This is a genomic window from Paraburkholderia sp., assembly GCF_035501035.1.
Classification (GTDB): Bacteria; Pseudomonadota; Gammaproteobacteria; order Burkholderiales; family Burkholderiaceae; genus Paraburkholderia.
The window spans coordinates 1-3705 of record NZ_DATJWR010000401.1 but is presented as its reverse complement, the minus strand read 5'-3'; the positions used below and the strand labels follow the sequence as shown (position 1 = coordinate 3705).

3 protein-coding genes are annotated in these 3705 nt (G+C 60.1%); all 3 read right to left on the bottom strand.

Annotated features, from left to right (window positions below):
- Positions 1 to 248 (bottom strand): MarR family winged helix-turn-helix transcriptional regulator (locus tag VMJ11_RS29070; protein ID WP_325624193.1); only part of this gene is annotated, 248 nt, incomplete at its 3' end.
- Positions 249 to 878: 630 nt separating this feature from the next.
- Positions 879 to 2108, bottom strand: coding sequence for an IS4 family transposase (locus VMJ11_RS29065; protein ID WP_325624194.1), 1230 nt, complete (start codon positions 2106 to 2108; stop codon positions 879 to 881).
- A gap of 209 nt (positions 2109 to 2317) precedes the next feature.
- Positions 2318 to 3501, bottom strand: a protein-coding gene (locus VMJ11_RS29060; RefSeq protein WP_325624191.1) for an IS3 family transposase whose coding sequence is annotated in 2 segments (ribosomal slippage) — positions 2318 to 3234 and positions 3234 to 3501 — 1185 coding nt in all. Because the reading frame shifts where the segments join, the coding sequence is not laid out codon by codon here.
- Between the last annotated feature and the right edge of the window lie 204 nt (positions 3502 to 3705).

Below are 3705 nucleotides of genomic sequence, written 5' to 3'. Positions count from 1 at the left end.
CCCTTGCTTTCCAGCGTGCTCACGGCATCGCTCGTGGTCGCCGCCGTCAGCGCCGTTTGGCGTGCGATCTCACCCAGACGCATCGGGCCCTTGCGCTGCATCAGCAGCACCAGGATTTCGCCTTGCGTCGGCGTCAGACCTGCGCCTTCCGCCCATTCCCATGCCTGGCTCCGCATCGCCGTGCTGAGTCGCAGCAGGCTGTGAGTCACCCGCCCGGTTGCCTGCTCTCCGTATACGCCTTCGCTCATGGTCTTCGGTTCGTTATTGACCGCGTGTCCTTGCACGTCGACATCCGATGTTCGATGCCCGCGAACTGACAGTCGCTGGGGCGGCGTGGTCGCACCTCCGGCACGCCGATCCCGGCAATCGCAAAATATCCCGTAGTTCAGACTTCCAATTCTCCAGATTCCGCTGCGAGTGTTTGCTCGCGGAAAGGTGGTCCGCTGAAGCCGTCGCAGCGAAAAACGACATTCTATTTGAGAACGGAGAATCGTATAACTAATTATCATCCCATCTGTCCGATATCCGTGGGATACGACCGCCGATGCATGTGCGCCGCATCTTGCGCGCAGATACGCGAGTGCCAACGTCGGCAAAATCGGCAGGAACACGCAACGGTTGTTAAATACTACTACGTTTATATACACAAGCAGGATTTTTCATGGGCGCGAGGCTCGGTCATCGGGGCGCAGTCGAGCGATTATGACCTACACTGGAAAGGTGCCCTTGGCGCGCCCGGGGTTGCTTTGACGCAATCCAGAAGGGATGGCAGCTAATTGACGGGTTAATGGCGATACCATGGGCAACTCGCCGTCATCTGCTGCCTGAATTCATCTGGAACTGATGTTCCAGAAGCAATCCTCGCAACTTAAGGAGGGCTACATGACGGCTTTGGAGGCGAATGCCTTGTGTGGCTTGAGTTGCAGCGGTCGAGGTCGGCTACGGTCGGGCATGAAGCGGATGACATTGTCAGCGATATGACGAAGCAGGCGAGTCAGGTCATCGATGGCAGGCGCAACGCCATCGCACAGCCAGCGCGGCAGGCACTGCCGGACGTGGGCAAATGCGCGCGTGCGGTTGATCTTGAGCAGCGCGTCGGTGGACGAACAGATCAAGGTGGGCGTGTGTTCGCTGATCTGTCCGTCGCGCTCACCGAGTGCTTCCAGGCACAGCAGCGCATTGAGATTGTCGCTGAGGACCTTCGCGGCGAGATCCTGCTGATGCGTCAGCCAGCTCAGTCCGGAGACGGCCTCAAGCGCCAATCGATGCTTGATCCGTTTGAACGCTTCCTCAATTCGCCACCTCTGGTGGTACAGGGCGGCGAAGTCCGCAGCGGGCCATGTTTGGGTATCGAGCAGACTGGTGGCCAGCACACGCACGCGGCCCTCGGGTGTCACGAGCCGGATGAGGCGCACCGTGACCGGCGCACGTTCAATTTCGTAGTCGCTCGCGTCCGGACGGTTTGGCGGTGGCAACGTCACGATCGCCTCGCCTGCACCGCTGCGCAGAAACGTTGTGACGGCAGCGCCGCCGATGCTGTCAATGCGCATGCAGAAGTGAATCGCGCGCATCTGGAGTGCGGCCATCAGCCAGGAGGCGGGATAACCGCGGTCCAGCACGAGCAGGTCATTCTTGCCCAGCAGATCGAGGTGCTCGAACAGCATCTGCCGCTCGCCGGTATCAGTACCGTACAGTGTCGCATGCAGCATCATCTCGACGCCGGGCAGGTACAGTGCGAAGACCTTGGCAAACTGGATCACGCGACGCGTGGCATCGCGCGTAGTCAGCCGCACATCGCTCGCGTCGGCGGCCACCACACGCAGCCCGTGCCAGCGCGGGATGCCGATGTGCTGTTCGACGAGCGTAAGCAGATGCTGCGTCAGATCGGTGAACACGGTGTGCGGCAGGTTCTGCCGGGCTTTCGAAAGTGCCTGGGCGCTTGCGCCTCGCACCAGTTCGGCCTGGTTATGAAGCACCGCGAAGAAGCGGTCGAGCTCAGTCTGAACACAGGCCCGGTTGCAGCCGAGAAACCAGCTGATCAGTGTGGCGAAGTCCAGCTTGCGGCGCCGGCTGAAATGCCTCGGATCGGCAACATGACGCGTACGCAGTTCCGCCGAATGAAGGTAGCTGATGAACCCGCTCAGTATAGGGATAACCCGAGTTCATATCGTGAAATAGTGAGGATTACGACATTCCGAATCCTACCCGCTCAGCCCTGTGTTTACAAGCCTCTGCGGCTTAAGTTGATAGGATTGGGGTAAAGCCGGATGAGTCTTTTGACCTTGCCCCTGTTTGGCGAATCCCTTAACCGAGGAAATTACGCAGCCTCGCCTTGCTTGGCTGCGAACCAGTTTTTCTCGAATGTCATGGGGCTGACGTAATCGAGTGTCGAGTGTAACCGGCGTGCATTGTAAAAGCCCAGCCAGTCAATTACTTCATCCATCGCGGCACGCCGCGTGGCGAAGTGCCGTCCATGCATCCGTGCGACCTTCAGCGAACCCCACAGACTTTCGGTCGGCGCGTTATCCCAGCAGTCACCCCGTCGGCTCATCGACGAACGCATGCCATAGGCCTTCAGTGTGTCCTGAAACAGGTCGCTGCAATACTGGCTGCCCCGGTCGCTATGCACGATTACGCCAGCTTCCGGGCGGCGCCGGAACCACGCCATGCGCAGGGCATCCGTGACCAGTTCAGCCTTCATGTGCGGCTGCATCGACCAGCCCACCACCTGCCGGCTGAACAGGTCGATGATGACAGCGAGATACACCCAGCCCTCGGCCGTCGCCAGATAGGTGATATCGGTCGTCCAGACCTGGTTCGGTGCGGTGGCGGTGAAGTTGCGCTTCAGCAGGTTCTTTGCGACCGGCAGGTCGTGGTTCGAGTTCGTCGTCGCGATGTACTTGCGCTTGTGGCGGGCCCGAATGCCATGCTGTGCCATCAGCTTGCGAACCCGCTCCTTACCCACGCGCACGCCGCGCGCAACCAGCTCCTTCCACATGCGCGGCCAGCCATATTCGCCTTTGACCTGCGCGTGAATTGCCTTGATGTGCGCCAGCAAGGCATCGTTGCTTACGCGGCCTCTGTGCGGCTTGTCACCGGCGGTGCGCTGCCGGCGCTGATGATATCCGCTGGGGCTGACCTCCAGCGTTTCACACAAGACTGAGACGGGCCAGTGGTGTCGATTCCGGTCGATAAACGCGCACTTCACATCGACTCCTTCGCAAAGTACGCTGCGGCTTTTTTTAAAATATCCCGCTCCATCTTCAGGCGAGCCACTTCCGCACGCAGCCGCGCCAGTTCCATCTGTTCGGGGCTCACGGGCTTCGTGCCTGCTCCCGCCAGCTTGCCTTCCCGGTCAGCCTTCACCCAGTTGTACAGCGTCTGTTCAACCACACCAAGTGTCGCCGCCACCGCCGCCATGCTTTGCCCGGCCTTGACCAGCCGCACCGCTTCCAGCTTGAACTCGAGCGTGTACTGCGCTCGCTTTGCCTTGCTTGTCATCGTTCTTCTCCTTGCGTGAGTTTACCTGCTCAGCAAGGGATTCGTTTTTCGGGGGCAAGCTCAGTGCGTTTGACCACGTTGACCACGAACTCATGATGAAAGCGGTGCGGCAACATGCCCGCTGCAAATGGGTAGAGCTGTACGTGGAACGCTGGCTGAAGGCGCCGATGATGAGGGGGCAGGAAATGGTGTCGCGGACGCAGG